The organism is Gillisella vitis (genome assembly GCF_001541345.2).
GTDB classification, from domain to species: domain Bacteria; phylum Pseudomonadota; class Alphaproteobacteria; order Rhizobiales; family Rhizobiaceae; genus Allorhizobium; species Allorhizobium vitis.
The window spans coordinates 1-17,255 of the sequence record NZ_LMVL02000013.1; the positions used below are offsets into that span (position 1 = coordinate 1).

The 17,255-nt window shown below is 57.8% G+C and carries 16 protein-coding genes and 1 pseudogene; 9 read left to right on the top strand and 8 right to left on the bottom strand.

The genetic code is table 11. The features are described from left to right. Nucleotides 1-131 precede the first annotated feature (131 nt). From ASB66_RS25290 to ASB66_RS25300, 3 genes and pseudogenes are all read left to right on the top strand, one after another. A pseudogene (locus ASB66_RS25290) lies at nt 132-329 on the top strand (endonuclease/exonuclease/phosphatase family protein); the annotation flags it as partial. Nucleotides 330-391: 62 nt separating this feature from the next. Then, on the top strand, nt 392-2,551 hold the full coding sequence (gene ligA / locus ASB66_RS25295; RefSeq protein ID WP_060717899.1) for an NAD-dependent DNA ligase LigA: 2,160 nt from the start codon (nt 392-394) through the stop codon (nt 2,549-2,551). Between the two features lie 245 nt (nt 2,552-2,796). Continuing rightward, nucleotides 2,797-3,144 carry a hypothetical protein gene (locus ASB66_RS25300; protein WP_060717900.1) on the top strand — a complete coding sequence of 116 codons (348 nt, stop codon included), beginning with the start codon at nt 2,797-2,799 and terminating at the stop codon, nt 3,142-3,144. A gap of 108 nt (nt 3,145-3,252) precedes the next feature. On the opposite strand, the gene ASB66_RS25305 is transcribed toward ASB66_RS25300, so the two are convergent. Further along, nucleotides 3,253-4,194 carry a bifunctional helix-turn-helix transcriptional regulator/GNAT family N-acetyltransferase gene (locus ASB66_RS25305; protein ID WP_060717901.1) on the bottom strand — a complete coding sequence of 314 codons (942 nt, stop codon included), beginning with the start codon at nt 4,192-4,194 and terminating at the stop codon, nt 3,253-3,255. Between the two features lie 161 nt (nt 4,195-4,355). Between ASB66_RS25305 and ASB66_RS25310 the strand changes: the two genes are divergently transcribed. Continuing rightward, nucleotides 4,356-4,856: a type VI secretion system amidase effector protein Tae4 gene (locus ASB66_RS25310; RefSeq protein WP_060717902.1), complete on the top strand. Its 501-nt coding sequence runs from the start codon at nt 4,356-4,358 to the stop codon at nt 4,854-4,856. Further along, nucleotides 4,853-5,308 carry a type VI secretion system amidase immunity protein Tai4 gene (locus tag ASB66_RS25315; RefSeq protein ID WP_197433274.1) on the top strand — a complete coding sequence of 152 codons (456 nt, stop codon included), beginning with the start codon at nt 4,853-4,855 and terminating at the stop codon, nt 5,306-5,308. Before ASB66_RS25310 ends, ASB66_RS25315 begins: the two co-directional genes overlap by 4 nt. A gap of 45 nt (nt 5,309-5,353) precedes the next feature. Here ASB66_RS25315 and ASB66_RS25320 read toward each other — a convergent pair whose 3' ends face one another. Then, nucleotides 5,354-7,210 (bottom strand): flavin monoamine oxidase family protein, encoded by a 1,857-nt coding sequence (locus tag ASB66_RS25320; protein WP_060717939.1) that lies wholly within the window; start codon nt 7,208-7,210, stop codon nt 5,354-5,356. Nucleotides 7,211-7,255: 45 nt separating this feature from the next. On the opposite strand from ASB66_RS25320, the gene ASB66_RS26140 reads away from it, so the two are divergent. Then, nucleotides 7,256-7,537 carry a hypothetical protein gene (locus ASB66_RS26140; protein WP_147274081.1) on the top strand — a complete coding sequence of 94 codons (282 nt, stop codon included), beginning with the start codon at nt 7,256-7,258 and terminating at the stop codon, nt 7,535-7,537. A 38-nt stretch (nt 7,538-7,575) separates the two neighbouring features. Here ASB66_RS26140 and ASB66_RS25325 read toward each other — a convergent pair whose 3' ends face one another. The 3 genes from ASB66_RS25325 to ASB66_RS25335 all read right to left on the bottom strand — a co-directional run bounded on the left by ASB66_RS25325 (nt 7,576) and on the right by ASB66_RS25335 (nt 11,234). After that, nucleotides 7,576-9,603: a DEAD/DEAH box helicase gene (locus tag ASB66_RS25325; RefSeq protein ID WP_114387029.1), complete on the bottom strand. Its 2,028-nt coding sequence runs from the start codon at nt 9,601-9,603 to the stop codon at nt 7,576-7,578. A 174-nt stretch (nt 9,604-9,777) separates the two neighbouring features. After that, on the bottom strand, nt 9,778-10,260 hold the full coding sequence (locus tag ASB66_RS25330; RefSeq protein WP_081089016.1) for a GNAT family N-acetyltransferase: 483 nt from the start codon (nt 10,258-10,260) through the stop codon (nt 9,778-9,780). Between the two features lie 332 nt (nt 10,261-10,592). Continuing rightward, the gene (locus ASB66_RS25335) at nt 10,593-11,234 is read right to left on the bottom strand and encodes an alpha/beta hydrolase (protein ID WP_060717905.1); all 642 of its coding nucleotides are present in this window, start codon (nt 11,232-11,234) and stop codon (nt 10,593-10,595) included. 50 nt (nt 11,235-11,284) lie between these two features. Here ASB66_RS25335 and ASB66_RS25340 point away from each other — a divergent pair, with 50 nt between their 5' ends. Continuing rightward, a complete protein-coding gene (locus ASB66_RS25340; protein ID WP_060717906.1) occupies nt 11,285-11,908 on the top strand; it encodes a 3'-5' exonuclease in 624 nt (207 codons plus the stop codon). An 84-nt stretch (nt 11,909-11,992) separates the two neighbouring features. Then, nucleotides 11,993-12,481: a CreA family protein gene (locus tag ASB66_RS25345; RefSeq protein WP_060717907.1), complete on the top strand. Its 489-nt coding sequence runs from the start codon at nt 11,993-11,995 to the stop codon at nt 12,479-12,481. A 526-nt stretch (nt 12,482-13,007) separates the two neighbouring features. Here ASB66_RS25345 and ASB66_RS25350 read toward each other — a convergent pair. The 3 genes from ASB66_RS25350 to ASB66_RS25360 all read right to left on the bottom strand — a co-directional run bounded on the left by ASB66_RS25350 (nt 13,008) and on the right by ASB66_RS25360 (nt 16,123). Beyond that, a complete protein-coding gene (locus ASB66_RS25350; protein ID WP_060717908.1) occupies nt 13,008-13,349 on the bottom strand; it encodes a hypothetical protein in 342 nt (113 codons plus the stop codon). 299 nt (nt 13,350-13,648) lie between these two features. After that, nucleotides 13,649-14,113 (bottom strand): chemotaxis protein CheW, encoded by a 465-nt coding sequence (locus ASB66_RS25355; protein WP_015916481.1) that lies wholly within the window; start codon nt 14,111-14,113, stop codon nt 13,649-13,651. A gap of 3 nt (nt 14,114-14,116) precedes the next feature. After that, on the bottom strand, nt 14,117-16,123 hold the full coding sequence (locus ASB66_RS25360) for a methyl-accepting chemotaxis protein (protein ID WP_060717909.1): 2,007 nt from the start codon (nt 16,121-16,123) through the stop codon (nt 14,117-14,119). 503 nt (nt 16,124-16,626) lie between these two features. Between ASB66_RS25360 and ASB66_RS25365 the strand changes: the two genes are divergently transcribed. Then, complete coding sequence (locus ASB66_RS25365) at nt 16,627-17,226, top strand: SCO family protein (RefSeq protein ID WP_060717910.1); 600 nt, start codon at nt 16,627-16,629, stop codon at nt 17,224-17,226. Nucleotides 17,227-17,255: the final 29 nt, after the last annotated feature.

Below are 17,255 nucleotides of genomic sequence, written 5' to 3' on the forward strand. Positions count from 1 at the left end.
GGGGGGGGGGGGGGGACAGCCCCCGCGGCTGGGAGACATCTTACAAAGCGGGGGGGGGCCGGTGCCAAAACACGTGTCCCGGGGGGGGGGGGGGGGGGCGGGGCTGGGCGGGGCCCCGGCTGGAGCCGCTGTTTGGCCCGCTGCCACCGCCGGTGCCCAGCTTTCCGGCCCGGCTTCCTGTTCTGGCGCTGGATCGGATCATGACCAACCGCCCAGGCCTGATTGCCGGCATGCAGGTGCATGACAGTCCGCTGGCCCGGCTTGCCTCCGACCACCTGCCGCTGAAAGCGTGGATTGATCTGGACAAGGCGGCAGAAGCTGTCGGATGAGAGCTTTAAATCCTGATATTTTCGGGTAAGACCGGGACAAAGCCTATATTCGGGAGACAGTCATGGCGGATGCATTGATCGCGGTTGAAGATCTGAGCGAAGAGCAGGCCGGGCAGGAACTGACCCGGCTGGCTGCTGCCATCGCCCATCACGATGCGCTCTATCACGGCAACGACCAGCCGGAAATTTCCGATGCCGAATATGATGCGCTGAAGCGGCGTAACGATGCCATCGAAGCCCGGTTTCCGACACTGGTGCGCAGCGATAGCCCCTCGCAGCGGGTTGGGGCGGCACCCGCCGGGATTTTCTCCCAGATCACCCATGCAAGGCCGATGCTGTCGCTGGACAACACGTTTTCCGATGAGGACGTGGCGGATTTCGTTGCCTCGGTCTATCGCTTTTTGGGCGTGATGCCTGATAATTCCATTGCCTTTACCGCCGAACCGAAGATCGATGGCCTGTCGATGTCGATCCGCTACGAGAACCGCAAACTCAAGACGGCGGCGACGCGCGGTGATGGCACGACGGGCGAGAATGTCACCGCCAATATCCTGACCATCAAGGAAATCCCGACCGAATTGCCCGCTGATGCCCCGGATGTGGTGGAGGTGCGTGGCGAGGTCTATATGGCGAAAAGCGACTTTCTGGCGCTGAACGCCCAGATGGAGGCCGAGGGCAAACAGACCTATGTCAACCCGCGCAATACGGCAGCCGGGTCGCTGCGCCAGCTCGATGCGAAAGTCACCGCCAGCCGCAAGCTGAAATTCTTCGCCTATGCCTGGGGCGAGATGAGCACCATGCCTTCAGATACGCAATCGGGCATGGTCGAGGCCTTCAAGGGCTGGGGCTTCCCGGTCAATCCGCTGACCCGGCGTCTGACGTCGGTTGAAGAGATCATCACCCATTACCGCGAGATCGGTCTTCAGAGAGCCGATCTGGACTACGACATCGATGGCGTCGTCTATAAGGTCGACCGGCTGGACTTGCAGGCTCGGCTCGGCTTTCGCTCGCGCTCGCCGCGCTGGGCCACCGCCCATAAATTCCCGGCGGAACAGGCCTTTACCAAGGTCGAAGCCATTGACATCCAGGTGGGCCGCACCGGCGCGCTGACGCCAGTGGCGCGGCTGGAACCGATTACCGTCGGTGGCGTGGTCGTCACCAATGCGACCCTGCACAATGCCGATTACATCGAAGGTATCGGCAATGGCGGCGAGCGTATCCGAGAGGAAGGCCATGACATTCGCATCGGCGATACGGTCATCGTTCAGCGGGCCGGTGACGTCATTCCGCAGGTGCTGGATGTGGTGCTGGAAAAGCGGACTGAGAGTTCGGTGAAATACGAATTTCCGAAAACCTGCCCGGTTTGCGGCAGCCATGCGGTGCGCGAGAAGAACGAGAAGACCGGCAAGCTGGATTCCGTGACCCGCTGCACGGGCGGCTTCGTCTGCTCGGCGCAGGCCAAGGAGCACATCAAGCATTTCGTCTCCCGCAATGCCTTCGACATTGAAGGGCTGGGCACGAAGCAGGTGGACTTCTTCTTCGACAGTGAAGATCCAGCGCTGATGATCCGCACCGCGCCGGATATTTTCACCCTCAAACAGCGGCAGGAAGCCTCGTCGCTGACCCGCCTTGAAAATATCGATGGCTTTGGCCGCGTCAGCGTCCGCAAGCTGTTCGACGCCATCGATGCGCGCCGCGAGATTGCCCTCAACCGCTTCATCTTCGCACTTGGCATCCGCCATGTCGGTGAAACCACCGCCAAGCTGCTGGCCCGCTCCTATGGCTCCTACGCGGCGTTTGCCGAGGCCATGCAGGAGGCCGCCCCGAAATTTGGTGAGGCCTGGAACGAGTTGAACAGCATCGATGGCATCGGTGAAGTGGTCGCTGCCTCCATGGTTGAATTTTTCAAGGAACCTCGCAATCTCGAAGTTGTCTCCCGTTTGCTGAAGGAAGTGACCCCACGGGATGCGGAGGCCGTTACGGCAAGCAATAGCCCCGTGGCCGGGAAAACCGTGGTGTTCACCGGATCACTGGAGCGCTTTACCCGCGATGAGGCGAAGGCGAGGGCCGAAAGCCTCGGTGCCAAGGTCGCCGGATCGGTCTCGAAAAAGACAGATTATCTGGTGGCCGGACCGGGTGCCGGTTCCAAGCTCGACAAGGCCCGTGAAGTGGGCGTGACTGTCATGACCGAGGATGAGTGGCTGGCGCTGATTGGCGGGTGACGCGGACCCTCCCGGCCTGTTGAGATAGTGCATTTACCGTGTTGGAACAGGCCCCAAAATTGCTCAATCAGGCCTGTTGCAATGTCCCTTGTCCGGGTGCATGTCTCTCAATGCACACAAAAATCTGTGCCAGGGTCGCTTCCGCCGAGGGGTATCGGGAAGGGGCGCCTTGAGGTTTTGATCTTTTATGCCGACTTGTAACGCCGCTCGGCGGTTTTGCACGGCATGTTTATCGTGGGGACATTATGCGTTTATTGACAGGTTTGGTGGTTGGCGTGGCCGCGATGGCTATGGCCTCGACTGTTTCTGCTGCCTCTGCGGCTTCCGGCAGCCATCGTTTTCTATTCGTCAACAAAACCAATTCGGCAATCGTCCGATTGACCTTCCGTTCTTTGGACGGCAAGGGTGGTAAAGTGGAGGTCTTGAACGGCCACAGCGTTGGAAAGGGCCGGAGCCGCGTTGTCTCTGTTCCTAACGATGGCACCTGCAAATATGGTGTTCTGGGCGAGATGGAGCAGGATTCGGGCTATTACGACTTGATGACCAAGGCCGATCTTTGCAAACTTGGCCAGTTTGTGCTCAGCGCCAACTGAGCTGAGGAGTCATCTATCTCCTTGATAGTAGCCAGATCTGGATACAAAGCCGGTTTCTGCTCTGCCACGACACAGGGTCTGTCGGGTTCAATCTGAACCGGGCAGACTCTACAACTGCCGGGCTCTGACAAATCTCTGCTCCAGCACTTCGCTTCCCCACTGATTGCCGGTGCGCTCCTCGACGCAAACAAAACCGTGGCTTTCGTACAGATGTCGCGCCGCCGTCAGGCCGCTGAACGTCCATAGATGCGTTTCTTCAAAACCTGTCTCATCCGCAAAGGCGAGGGCGGCGGAGAGCAATTGACGGCCGACACCTCCACCGCGCATGCCGTCATCGATGATGAACCATCGCAGATGGGCTGTTTTGGCGCCCAGGTCTTCGCCATCGATGGCGATGGAGCCGACGATTTCATCCGCTTGCATGGCTAGCCAGATGGCATTTGTCGAATTCCCTAGACGATTGCAAAAGTCGGCGAGGCCAGTTGCGACAACGCATTCGAAATGCAGGCCGAAGCCTGCCGTTCGCGCATAATAGAGCGCATGCATTTGCGTGATACGGGCAATGAGACCCGGTCTGTAGCCCTGGACAATGTCAACTTTGGGTGCTGCCACGTCGCCCCGATCGGCAAGAGCCTGAACATACAGCCGAAGCCCGTCAAGAACCCTGCTATTTTCGTCGGGTCGCAATCGGTTCAGAGCATTTGAAACCTGATGACGCGCAAACGCATGAATGGTTTCGGTTCGCTTTTGCCCGCTCTCGCTCAAGCGCAGCCGCTTGATCCGGTAGTCATCCTTATCCACCTCTTCCAACAGATCGCCCGATGAAATGAGCCTGCGGAGCATGCGGCTGACGCTTGATTTCTCAAGGCGAAGACTATGACCAAGGTCGCGGGCGGTGATACCAGGACATGCATCGATCTCTATCAAGGCATGCACGGCTGATGGAGGGAGATCCGTTCCAGCAAAATCACCTCCCATGAAACCGAGTTCACGAACCAACTGGCGTGATGAGGCGCGAATAGCTTCGACGTGTGAATGGTCTTGCATCATACCAGTTCCATATTGGTTGCGTGATGCAACTGTATTGCCGTGTGCTGTTCGCCGCAAGCGTTTTTGCTTTGGAAATTTTATTTCCGGAATAGACGATTGCCCTTAGGGTTTTGTCGTTTTATCCTGATTGCGACATTGTTGTAAATTTTCTGAGGTTAGATATGGGACGGCCAAATTTTAATATTGCGTGGGCAGCTTCAATGCGGATTTACGATCCGCAAGCGTCAGGAGCCAAAGTTTCTGAAGTCATTGGGGGAAATGTCGCAAAAAATGTCAATAATCCCAATCCGGTTGCGCGTTGGAGCAACACTTGCGCAGTCAGAATGAGCTATATTTTGAACTATTCCGGCATGCACCTCCCGCATGTCGCTGCCCAAACGGTTTCTGGCGCAGACCAGAAATGGTATTTTTTCCGCGTGAAAAACCTAATTGATTATCTTGAAAAAACCTGGGGTAAGCCAGAGGTGGTTCAGTACCCTCCGTCTAATGGAGGTACGCTTGCGGGAAAAAGGGGTGTTATTCTTTTTGAAGTATCGGGGTGGAGCGATGCACAGGGCCATGCAACTCTTTTTAATGGAACAGTTTGCTACGATCATTGCTATTTTAATGAGCCGGGAGTGGCTTACAAAACAGACAAGGCAAATTTCTGGAGTTTGCAATGATGTACCGTTTGCTTCTTCTCGGCTTGGTCTGTCTTTGTGTTAATTCCGAGGTTGCGGTGGGCAAGGATTTGGGTGTTGGCAACGGGCCTCAAGCGGCTGGTCGCACCTATCTTCAGAATTACAAGGATATGGTTTTGGCCACCTGCATTTCCAATGCCTATAAAGAGGATAAGGGCGCATCGGTCGATGCGGGTAGCAGTGTGAGCGCGCTGAGGGACTGGACATATTACGATATGGACAAAAGCCCTGATGACATGAATGCTTTGATCGAAAAATTCCTGACGAAAAATTACAGCAACCCGCTTGCTGAATCTGAAGTCAAAGGTGTGAAATTCGATTTTTTGAAGTGCCTCGATCTGTATCACAGCAAGGAATTGAACGATCAGGCGAAAAAATATGTTGTGAAGCCCAACCATACTTATCGGCAGGATAATCAATCAAAAGGTGATTGAGCGAATGAAAGGCCGCCGGGAACATGGTCCCCGGCGGCCATCAGTTCATTGGAAGCAGGCGCAGTCGCTGTATTTTGCCGGGTCCATGGTCCGGGCGATGGCGTTGACGGCGCAATAGGCTGACGTAACGGAGCCTTCCTGCCAGCCGGGCAGGTAGCTCCAGGTATCGCCCGCGCAGAAGAAGCGGGCGTTTTTCTCGAAGGTGGTGATCTGCTGATAGGCTTGCTTGGTGCTGTCGGTGGACGCGGTATCGGAAGCCCAGCCGCCGACCTGGTGCGGCATATATTGCCAGGCGATGGACACGCCTCGATAGACCTGGTCGGTCTTTCCGGGATGCAAAAGGCCGAGTCCTTTGCGTGCCGTTTCAACGCGCTGGGTATTGTTCAGCTTGGCGTAGTCCACGGCCAGCGGACCACGGTTATAGGCGCCGGTCAACACGCCTGTATGGGCAGTGAAATCCTCAGAAGGATACCAGATCTGGCCGATAATATCGGTTGTCCAGGAAATGCCGCCATAGATCTCATTGTCGGTCTCCCAGAAACGGTCCTTGCCCTGCCAGCCGACCTTGATCGCCGGTGTCCAGAGGTCGGGGGTCTTGTCTCCCCACTGACCTGTCTTCGAGAAGGCTTCAAGGCCTTTGCGGAAGTCTGCGGGGACCGGGTAATCGCCAATGATATTATTGAGCAGCGAGGGGGCCATGGTGGAAATGCAGAAATCGAACTGGGCCTGTTCAGGTTTCCGGCCAGCCGTTTCAAAGGTGATGACCACTTTTTCACCGGCGGAGGCGATTTTCGCCGCTTTGGTTTTGAGCAGGACCAGATGGCCGACTTTGGGGTGCCGCGGCTTGCTGCCCTTTTTCCATAAGGCCGTGGCGGGAACATCCTGAAGCAGCAATTGCTGCCAGATCCGGTCCATGCCGCCCACCGGCTGCATCAAACTTGGTTGCCAGTCCGTGTTGAAATTGTTGAACAGGAAAGAACCCGGCGCCAATTCTGGATTCTCATCAGGGTCGCCGATGAAGCGCGAATCAAGAATTTTGTCGAGCGGGATGGTCTCACGGGTTTTCGGTGCATCGCGCCAGCCACCGGGCAAATGGCTAAAGCCGAGCCGGGTGGTTTCCTGAGCGCCGCCGGTCGCTGTGAGATCGCCGAACACGCGGTAAAGCTTTTCCAGTTTATCCTTGGTCACCACTCCGGCGTCGCCTTGCAGCATCACGCCTTCCTTGGTGACTTTATACATCATCTCAGCCATTTCATTGTACAGGCTGAATGTCACCTGCGCGAAGGATACCGGCGCGCCGTTGTTGAACTCCTTGCTTTGCATCAGGTTGGACATCGACTGGAAGAAGTAAGGCTCCAGCGCCACGCCGATCTCCTGGCAAAGGGCAATCAGATTGACATGGTTGGAAGGAATACGGCCCGGACCTGCATTAAGGTAAAGCTCGACAGGGTTGCCCGCATATTTCTTCGCGGCCCAGGCGTCGTCCATGAATTGGCAGATTTGCAGGTCCGGTGCCGGGCTGTCGGCCGTTTCCTGATAGCGGTCCACATACATCTCGGAAAATTCCTGCGTGCCAGGATAATTCTTGAACCACCAGCTCTTGTAGTGCTCATTCGTTGGCCGCACCGTCAGGCTGCGGCCACCATAGCGGTTGTCGGCCTCGAAGACCTGAACGGAAAAGCCACTGCGGGCCAGCGTCAAGGCAGCCGTCAGCCCGGCAACACCTGCGCCAAGGATGGCGACGCTTTTGCCTTTGCCGAAACCGGTTGGCAGGTTGGGCTTGCTGGTCCGGTAGGCCGCCTGGGCATTACCAAAACCGGTGACCAGAGAGGGAGCCGCAAAAGAACCGGCCAATGCTGTCATGCCGCGCAGCAGCGTGCGGCGGGAAATCGAGTAAGACATCGCAATCCTGTCGTTAAGAGAGGGTGGCGAGCGGCCGGGAACGTCATGATCAAGGTCGGCTCGATCGGAAAAAACGGCCCCTTCCTTCATGGAAAGGAGAATGAGATTTTCTGTGAAATTTCGAAGGTGCCCCTGGGCTTTGCCTCAAGCAAACAGCACAAATCTACAACCTTCGGGGGCAATCATGAAGTTTCTAAAATTCCCCGTCAACTCTTGAAGGACGGAAGCGGCGAACTATTTTTGGTTGCAATGTTTTTACTCGCACCTGCGTGCAATGCTCCGCACAGAAATGAGCTATCAACGCAGCAGCCCGGAAATCAGGTCTGATTTCCGGGCTGCTCATCTATCAAAATGACTGGTGATAATCAGCCTTTCGGCTTGAAGCTCTTCTTGGCGCCGCCAGCCGGTCCTTCGAACTTACCCTTTGGCTTTCCGGCATAAGCGGGCTTGTCGCCCTTGCCTGCATAAGCTGGTTTGTCGCCCTTCGGCTTGCCCGACCAGTCTGATTTCGGCTTGTCCCAACTGCGAGTGTCACCGGCGGCATTGGATTTTTTCTTGAAGGACGATGCTGGCTTGGGGTTGCCCCAGACATCGTCATCGGCCTTGGCCATGTCGTCCTTGTAGGGGCGGCGCTCGGTGGCTTCGGCCTTAGCGGCGTAAGGCTTCTTGTCGCCCTGGGGGGCGCGCGGCTTGCGTTCAGAAAAGTCGCTATCGTCGCGTGGCGGACGGGCTGCACGCTCCTTCGGCGGGGCGTTGAAATCCGGCATGCCGGGCAATTGCTTGACGATAATGCCGCGTTCCAGCGTCTTGTTGGGGCCAAGTGCGGTCAAGAACTGGTCGAGATTGGCCTGGGCGATCTCCACAAAGGTCTCTTCCGGCTGCATCTTGATCGCGCCGATTTCGTTCTTGGTGATATTGCCGTTGCGGCACAGCATCGGGATCAGCCAGCGCGGCTCGGCACTCTGGCGGCGGCCGACCGACAGCGAGAACCAGACGCTGGGGCCAAACTCGCTGCGCGGGCGCGGCGGGGTGTTGGGCTCATAGGTGTCATTCTCGCGGCGCGGACGTTCCGCCTGGATCTTGACCTCCATCAGGTCTTCCGGAGCGGACCGGGTGCTGCGATAGGCGCGCAGATAGGCGGCAGCGATCTTGTCAGCACCGTGGGCCTCCAGCAGCCGGGCGATGGTGGCGGCTTCTTCCTCGCTGATCGCCTCGCTAAACACCGGATCGGCCAGCAGGCGTTCATCGTCGCGGGCAATGACTTCATCGGCGGAAGGTGGCTTGACCCAGGCAGCCTGGACATTGGCACCGCCAAGGATGCGTTCAGCCTTGCGGCGCTGGCTCATTGGTACGATCAGCGCCGAAACACCCTTGTTGCCAGCGCGGCCTGTACGGCCCGAACGGTGCAGCAAGGTTTCGGAATTGGTCGGCAGATCGGCATGGATGACAAGCTCCAGGCCGGGCAGGTCGATGCCGCGTGCCGCAACGTCGGTGGCGACGCACACACGGGCGCGGCCATCGCGCATGGCTTGCAGCGCATGGGTGCGCTCGCTCTGCGAAAGCTCGCCCGACAGCGCCACGACCGAAAAGCCGCGATTATGCAGGCGGGCGGTCAGATGGTTGACATTGGCGCGGGTAGAACAGAACACGATTGCATTGCGGGCTTCATAAAAGCGCAGCGCGTTGATGATCGCATTTTCCTTGTCGGCAGGCACGGTCAGCATGGCGCGATATTCGATATCGATATGCTGCTTCTGTTCGGAAACCGTCTCGATACGCTTGGCATTGCGCTGGTAGCTGCGGGCCAGATCGGCGATGGAGCGCGGCACGGTGGCCGAGAACATCAGGGTGCGGCGCTCGTCCGGCGATTCCTTCAGGATGAATTCCAGATCTTCGCGGAAGCCGAGGTCCAGCATTTCGTCGGCCTCATCCATCACCACGGCGCGCAGGCCGGAGAGGTCGAGCGCACGGCGGGTAATATGGTCGCGCAACCGACCGGGCGTACCAACGATGATATGGGCGCCACGCTCCAGCGCCCGGCGCTCGTTGCGGATGTCCATACCGCCGACGCAGGTGGCAAAAATCGCGCCGGTGTTTTCATAGAGCCATTCCAACTCGCGTTGCACCTGCAAGGCCAGCTCGCGGGTCGGCGCAATGCACAGCGCCAAAGGCTTGACGGCCCGACCGAAACGGTTCTCGCTACCCAACAGGGTCGGGGCCAGCGCCAGGCCGAAAGCCACTGTCTTGCCGGAGCCCGTCTGGGCCGAAACCAGCGCATCCCTACCTTCGAGATCGGTATCGATCATCGCCTGCTGAACGGGGGTGAGGGTGGCATAGCCACGTTTGCGCAAGGCCTCGGCAATCGCCGGAACGATGCCGTCATAATCGGTCATGGGGGTCATCTCTCGAAATGTCTGTCTTCAGGTCGCGCAAAAAGCACGACGCCCGCCGATTGCGGGCATGTTTGGGCTGTTCCTACCCTCCAAACCACGGAAAGTACAGGGGGACGGTGGAAAAAGGGGTGAAATGGTGAAGAGCGACAGACTATCCCCCTGCCACCTACTGTTTCAAACCCGTACCCGCGCCATGGCATAGGCATCGACAAAGGCGCCAGCCCGGAAGGCAAAGGCGCGATGAGTGCCTTCACGGATGAAGCCGAGACTTTCATAAAGAGCAATGGCGGCGGCATTGTCGGTAAACACTGTCAGCTCCAGACGACGAATGTTCAGCCAGTCCTCGGCAATCGCCACCAACTCGCTCACCAGCGCCCGGCCAATGCCGCGCCCCTGATAGGCATCGTGAACGCCGATACCGAGGCTGGCCGTGTGGCTGCGGCGTCCTTGGCCCTGCATGAAGCCAGCATTACCAACAACGATACCATCCATGACGGCGACCAGCGATACGCCGTTTGCGTGGCGGGTTTCGATATATTTTCGGACATCCTGTTCCGCCGGATAGGGCAGGCGCAGCGTACCGGCGCGCACGCCAGGCAGGCTTTGCATGGCGGCGATGCCAGCGGCATCATCAGGCGCTTGGGCGCGAATAAGCAGTCCATCCGGCCATCTTGCATTTGTAGCAAGAGGGGCATTTATGGCCACAGGGGCATTTGCAGCAACGGGTGAAACGGGTGGCGCAGAAAGAGAAGAATTGTCCGGCACGGCTGATCTCCAGGTGAGGCGAGGGAGCAGCGGTGCTTTCAAAACCCTGCTCTACTCGGCAGGGTTTGTGGGATGATCGCTTCTACATCGTGACGATGTGACGACGGCCCCACGTTCCCTGCGGAACGGTGGTGAGGACGGTCATCAGATGGGTCGAGCGATTGGCGATCATCAGGATAATGTCCGGGAAGGGATGTAATTTGTCAATGTCTTATGAGTCCGGTTCATGCTGCGGATCGGCCTGCGATAACAAGTTTCGCCAGCCAGTCCTTTATAATCGTCCCGTCTTGGCCTTCTGGGTCCCAACCATGGCCGCAGGGCAGAAGGTGATAGGCTGTATCTGCACCGGCAGCGGTTAATTGCGCCGCCAATCGCGCCCCGTCCTGCTGATCGCGGCGGCTATCGGTTTCGCCTGACAGGATCAGAACCGGACAGGTTATCGTCTGTGGGAACGGCGTGTCCGGGTCCAGCGAAAGGCCGCGCAACAGGATGGCGCCTTCAATCTCCGGTGCGTGGTCGCGGATTACGGCGGCGGCAACGATGGCACCATTCGAATAGCCGAGGAGAAACGGCCTGCGTCCGCCGAACTGTTGCGTCACGGCTTCGATTAGAAAGCTGATTTCCGTGGCGGAGCGCGTCAGATCGGGCATATCCAGCGACCTGTCGGGCCTGCGTCGGAAAAAGGCATATTTGCCTTCCCAGACAATATTGCCGCGAACGCGCACGATCGGGGAGGTTGGGGCAATCTTTGCTACGTTATCGTCCCAGCAGGTTTCATCCTGACCGGAGCCATGCAGTAGAACGAGCGGCGGGCCGCTTTTTTCAATATGATCGATCTCGCACCAGAACCCGGAGATTTTCGGCATGGCCAGTCCTCCACATTGCCCGAATCGCTGCTGCACTTTATGCCAGTTGGATGTCAGTGCCATTGCAGCCCAAAATCATCGCAATCGATTTCGAGACCGCCAATGAAGAGCGGGGCAGTGCCTGTTCGGTCGGGCTGGCCTTTGTCGAAAACGGAGAGGTGGTGCGGGTAGAAGAGCGCCTGATCCGCCCGAAGACCATGCGGTTTTCCTCCTTCAACATCGCCATTCACGGCATAAGGCCTGATCATGTCGAGGATGCGGGCGAGTTTCCCGAAGTGATGGACGAATTCGCCGATGATTTCGCTGGCGCGATGGTGGTGGCGCATAATGCCGCCTTCGATCTGTCGGTCTGGCGGGCATGTTGTGATCTCTATCGCCAACCCTATCCAAGCCTGTCTTACGTGTGCAGCGTCAAGCTGGCCCAGAAGGTCTGGCCGCAATTGCCCTCCCATCGGCTGAATATTCTGGCAGCGCATCTGCAATTATCCTTTCGGCATCACAATGCCGCCGAAGATGCGTCCGTTTGCGCGCAAGCGGTGATCGCGATGATGGAGCGCCGGGGTACGCAGGATCTGGGCGAGCTTGCTGGCATGATGGGGCTTTCCATTGGGCGACTGTTTCCGGGCGGCTATCAATCCTGCTCGGTTCGCAAGCCTGCGCGGGTGCCTGCTTGACGGTTTTTGTCATGGCGTGGCCGCGCATCTTGTAACGCGGTTATGGAAGCATATCTCTGCTTAAGATGTTTCTCGGAGGCTTTCATGTTCAAATCACCCAAGCTGCTGTTGGCTGCGGCTTTTGCCGCGCTTCTTGGTGCGCCGGCCATGGCCGATGTGGTCGGCAAGGTCGGTGTCGATTGGGTGGGCAACGATATCGTTGTTGAGGCGGTGGCCGATCCGCAGGTGAAAGGCATTACCTGCCATGTCACCTATTTCGACCGTTCGCTGATCGATCGGCTGCATAAGGGCAATTGGTTTGAGGACCCGTCCAACAATTCCATCGCCTGCCGCCAGACCGGGCCGATCGAGATAGGCGATATCAATCTTTCCAAAGGCGGCGAGGAAGTGTTTCGCCAGGGCCGGTCGCTGATCTGGAAGACGCTGGTCGTCAACCGGATCTATGACAAGGACAATGACACGCTGGTCTATCTCATCCACTCCCGGCAGGTGGTCGATGGTTCCGCCAAGATGGCGATTTCGACCGTGCCGCTGTTCAATCAGAGCGTAACCTGGAAAAATGGCAAGCCCTGATTGTATGGCTTGATTTGGCAAATACCAAAAAAGGTCAGGATTCGCACCGGATGGGCCGCGAATTCGGGCGTGTCGCGGCTTTATTGGCGCGGCCTTATGGTGCAGATTACTCCACAGCGGGGGCGCTGGGGAGTTGCAGCGTCATGGGTTTGTTGTAACGCTTTTGTCTGCGGATCGTCTGTTCCTTAAGCCGTTACCGGCTTGTGAGCGTTTCCGATAACGTGACGGTTGTTACGAAGCTCGTGATCTACCGCTTGTCTGCCAAGGCCGTTGATCCTTCTCCTGGGATCACCAGTCTGGAGATGTTGAAAGTCGCCTCCATGCCACCGGGGTGGACTTCTATATTCGAGAGTGTGTCCAGTTCAGATTGAACCGGACACACTCTCGATTGTTTTGTTCTCGGTTCTCTCTCTATCGAAAATCAGGCCCCGCTTTTCTTGAGGTGAGCTCCGAGTTGTCTGCTCCATCCGGGCAGGCAGGTTTGCCAGTCGGTGTGGCGTCTCATGACGTGCCAACCTTATGTGACCTACTTGACGTAAACGATCTTGCCGCCATTGGCAGCGGTCTGCACCCAGATGACGTTTTTCACTAGAATGCCGCGGACCTTCATGGCTTCGCGCAACGCAGGACTGCCATTGATTTCGGCCTGCGATGTCTCGATCATCTGGCGCGAGGGATAACGGACCAGAAGCGGCAGGTCATTGCCGTGGCCGGGCGGATGCTGGTAGATACGCTCCACCGACACGCCGTCATTGTAGCGCTTGCCAAACAGGATATCGGGGAGGGTAAGCTCGCCCGCCATTGCTGGCAATGTAAAGCCTATCGTCAGGCTTGCTGCGATTAGAAGGGCCGAAATCTGCTTTTTCATTATCATTCTCCATGCTGGCATATCGTGATCGCAAAAGTGTGTAGCGGTTTTGCGATCACGATATGCCCAACCAAGCCACGTCACGCAAAACTCCAAGGCCGTTTTACGGCGGAACCCCGCGTGTCATGACTGCGACCAGCGCGCCGACCTCTTAAGACATATAGAGAGCCGATAGCGGCAATTTCAGCCCTACCACCATCATAATTTTAAACGCACGAAACCACCGGTTCGGTGCCATCACGTCCGAACCGGCGGTTTCTTGTTCTTCCTGCTTTTCAATCTGGCTTGAGCTTTGCCGATCAGGCGGCGTTGGCCAGCTCGTCGGCGATAACCGTATCGAGATTGAGGAAGCAGACCATGGATTTTTCGAGCGCCACGATACCGCGGCAGAAGGCGCGCTGCATTTCCGGGATAATTTCCGGGGCGGGCTGCAAGTCTTCACCGCGAATGGTCATCATGTCGGAGACCTGTTCGACCAACAGGCCAACCAGCTTGCCGGCGATGTCGGTGACGATGATGGCCGAGCGCTCGGACGGTTCTGTCATGCTCATGCCCAGCCGGCAGGCCATGTCGATGACCGGGATGACGGCACCGCGCAGGTTGATCAGGCCCAAGACGTATGGGGGAGTATGGGGCATCGGGGTGACGGGTGCCCAACCACGAATTTCACGGATCGCCATGATGTCGATACAGAATTCCTGATCGCCAAGATGGAAGGAAACGATTTCAAGATAGGCGCCGGACTGCTTGATGGCATTAGACATGGTTCAGAACTCTTCCCATTGGTCGGTTGATGGGGCGGCTGCCGTTGCACGGGCTGGCGTGGAGCCGCTGCCTTTGGTGAAAGCCCCCGCAACCTTGCTCATGAGCTGCTTTGCGGGAGACTGCGTTGGTGCTGAGCTCGGTCTTGCCGGCTCAGGTCTGCTTGATGTCGGTCGCGCCTGGTGTGATCCTGGCCGCGTCTCGCCCGCGCCGCCGATCTTGAACTGCCCAACGAGCTGTCCAAGATTGTCTGCATCGCTGGCAAGCGTATGACTTGCCGCATTGGTTTCTTCAACCATCGCGGCATTTTGCTGCGTGACCTGGTCCATCTGTCCGACGGCGGAATTGATTTCACTCAGGCCAACTGATTGTTCGCGCGCCGAGGTTACAATCGACTTAACGTGATCGTTAATTCGCAGCACATCTTCGCCTATTTTATGCAAAGCCTCGCCGGTGGCGGTCACAAGCTCGACCCCGGTGCGCACTTCGTCGCTGGATTTGGTGACCAGATCCTTGATGGTGCGGGCCGCGTCGGCGGCCCGTCCTGCCAGGGCGCGGACTTCCTGGGCGACGACGGCAAATCCCTTGCCCGCATCCCCAGCGCGGGCGGCTTCGACGCCTGCGTTTAGCGCCAGTAGGTTGGTCTGGAAGGCGATCTCATCAACGACGTTGATGATCTTGCCGATTTCGCCGGTGGCACTTTCAATCCGCTCCATGGCCGCCATGGCGTCGGAGACGACGGCACCGGATTGTTCGGCATAGGTCTTGGCATTGTCGACCATGTGGCTGGCATCTTCAGCGCGCTGCGTGCTGGTGCGGACCGTTTCGGTAATCTCGGCCAGTGCCGCCGATGTTTCTTCCAGCGATGCGGCCTGCTGTTCGGTGCGGCGTGCCAGGTCGTCGGCGGCGGAGCGCATCTGATTGGCATTGGCCTGGATGGAGCTGGAATTGATGGAGATCTCGCCCATGACATTGCGCAGATGGGTGGTGACAAGGTTGAAATCGGTGCGCAGGCGTTCGACTTCCTGCGGGAAAGCTTCATCGACCGCTACCTGCAAATCGCCCTCGGCCAGTCGGTTCAGGCCCTTGCCCAAGGCATCGACGGCGGCTTTCATCCGGTCGCGCTCGGCAGCGGCTGCGGCCTCGCTCTCGCGCGTCTCGGTTTCGCGGCTCTTTCGGCTGTCTTCAGCCTCAGCTTCCAGCGTGCGTTTGTCGATGACGGCCTGACGGAAAATATCAGCGGATCGGGCAATGTCGCCGATTTCATCGCCACGCTCCAGACCGAGGATTTCGCGGTCGTAATTGCCCTCGATAATATCCTTGAGGCTGGTGCGGACATTGCGGATGCCGTTGACGACCGAACGGGCATGGATGATCTGCAATCCGAGAACCAGGAAAAACGCAATCAGTCCGATGGTGATCTGCATGTTGATGGCGCTTCTGGACGCCTCAGTCGCGGCAGCCACGCGGCTTTCGACCAATTTGCCAGCGGCGGCTGAGAGATTGGCCAGAGTGTCGCTCAGTTTGCCGCCCGCGCCATCGATGACATCGTCAATTCGCGCATAATCCTCTTCCGGAGCCTGGGTTTCCACCAGTTTCTTCAGTTCCACGGTGACTTCCTGGCGGATTTTCTGAACATCGCTGTCATAGCTTGCAACGTTTGCGGACAGGCCGACATCTGCGGCCACCTGCTTGACGATGGCAGACCCATTGGCCAGCGCCAGGCCGCTCTTGTCGAAAATGCCCTGGCGGTCCGGCTGGATCTTGCCCTCCTCGCGGTCGATGATCGTATCCATGGCCGCAAGAGTGATCTCGCCATTGGCAAGCCGCAAATCGTTGATCGTTTCCAGTTTGTTCTTGAGCTCAATCGCCCGGTTCAACGAGTGATCCAGTTGGCTGCTCTTATAATAGCCGACGGCCAGCATGGCCGCGATGGCGCAGATGGCAGCACCGCCCAAGGTCATCAGGCGCTGGCCGACGGAAATGCTTCGGCCGGAAATTGCGTTGCTCATGAATATCCCCGCATGGCTCAGTTGACGTGACCGGGTTGGTCCAATGGAACATGCTGTGCGGAGTTAGAAGGACTGCGCTCTCCCCTATGGGGGGCTGCTGTCATTGCTGAAACCGCCGCATCTTTCACGTCCAGCCCTTGCCGGTCACGATCTTTGCAGCAATCCTCCAAGGACATCATGTCCTGACGGCGTAAGGCCGACATGCAGGTTGACTGTCTCTCAAGACTGTTAAGCTTCTACTAATACTATTCCCGATTGGTGATTTAATTCTATCCGGTACCACGCAACACCTGTGGTTGGGTCATCACCATAACCCCACAGGACGGCTACGGGCGACGATATGTCTCGGGGGAATGGCATTGGATTTTCCAGCTTTGCGGTTTGTTTGATTTGCCTTGTCTATCCATCGGCTTGTATGGAAGGACGTGGGGCAGACGGTATTTGCGGTGATCAATCATGCCGTGCGCTTTGAAAATGCCGGGCGTTGAAAATTGAGTGAAGCGATGAAGAAACTGCGGATCGGGCTTTGGATATTGGTGGCGGCCTCGGCGGCTTTGTTGGGGTATCTGACGCTTGAAATTGGCCAATCGAGCCGCACGGTGGGCGAGGCGGCCTATGGCGTACCTTTTCAATTGGTCGACCAGCGGGGACAGGCTGTCAGCGAGCAGGTGCTGCGCGGCAAGCCGAGCGCGGTGTTCTTCGGCTTCACCCATTGCCCCGAAGTCTGCCCGACCACCCTGTTTGAATTGGATGGCTGGCTGAAACAGGTGGACCCGCAGGGCGGCCATCTGAATGCCTATTTCGTTTCCGTCGATCCCGAACGCGATACGACCGAGATCCTGAATACCTATGTTTCGAATGTTTCCGATCGGATCACCGGCATTACCGGCGCACCCGACAAGGTCATGGAGATGGTCAAGGGCTTCCGCGTCTATGCCAAGAAAGTGCCGGTGGACGAGGCCAATCCGAACGGCGATTACACCATGGACCATACAGCCTCGGTGTTTCTGCTGGATGCCGAGGGACGGTTCAAAGGCACGATTGCCTATGGTGAAAACCCGGAAACCGCCGTCCAGAAGCTACAAAAGCTGATGAAGGGCTGACCCGCTCGCGGGCGGGGCGCGGATGCCAT